Raw genomic sequence first — 711 nt, 5'->3', positions numbered from 1 at the left:
TGATCGGGGTGGCCATGAGCAGTCTCATGCTCCGCCGCATCGCTCACCCGTAGCAATTCTCAAACGGGCACTTAGGTCTCAGACGTGCCAAACTGAGCCGTTATACCACGTCCTGGTGAGAGCGACTCGTCGCAGCCTCAAAGCGCCTGAGATGTGATTCAACATGGCAAGCGAGGAGGTTTGCCATGTCCATTCCCGTCGCCCTCCGGCCTGATTACGATGCCGTTTGCCTGCGCCAGCTGGCCCGCCGCAGCAAGGATGCCCCGCAGACCCGCCGCTTGCTGGCCCTGGCGGTGATCTACGAGGGCGGCCCGCGCAGCCAGGCGGCTGAGATCGGCGGAGTTAGCCTGCAGACCGTGCGTGACTGGGTGCTGCGCTTCGATGCCCATGGACCTGATGGGCTCCTGGACGGCACGGCAAGGCGCCGGGACAGCCCTCGATCCTCAGCGACGAGCATCGTCTGCGCCTGAGCGAGATGATCGAGGCCGGCCCGATCCCGGCCGTCCACGGAGTGGTGCGCTGGCGCCTGGCTGACCTGATGCAGTGGCTCTGGGACGAGTACCGGATCCGGATCTCCAAGCAGACGCTCAGCCGTGAGCTGCGGGCCCTGAACTTCCGTAAGCTGTCCGCGCGCCCGCGCCATCATGCCAAAAGCGAGGCCGCGGTTGCGGTTTTTAAAATCTATGGACCGGCCGTGCGTTGCAAGAGGGC

At 64.8% G+C, this 711-nt stretch carries 2 protein-coding genes; both read left to right on the top strand.

Annotation, left to right across the window (positions count from 1 at the left end; translation table 11 throughout):
* Positions 1-185 precede the first annotated feature (185 nt).
* A complete protein-coding gene (locus JQC81_RS32615) occupies positions 186-470 on the top strand; it encodes a helix-turn-helix domain-containing protein (RefSeq protein WP_203275891.1) in 285 nt (94 codons plus the stop codon).
* A gap of 5 nt (positions 471-475) precedes the next feature.
* Positions 476-711: helix-turn-helix domain-containing protein (locus tag JQC81_RS32610; RefSeq protein WP_203275890.1), on the top strand; the 236-nt coding region annotated here is incomplete at its 3' end.

The organism is Microvirga arabica, assembly GCF_016811235.1.
GTDB lineage: Bacteria > Pseudomonadota > Alphaproteobacteria > Rhizobiales > Beijerinckiaceae > Microvirga > Microvirga arabica.
This window is presented reverse-complemented; position numbering and strand designations above follow the sequence as displayed.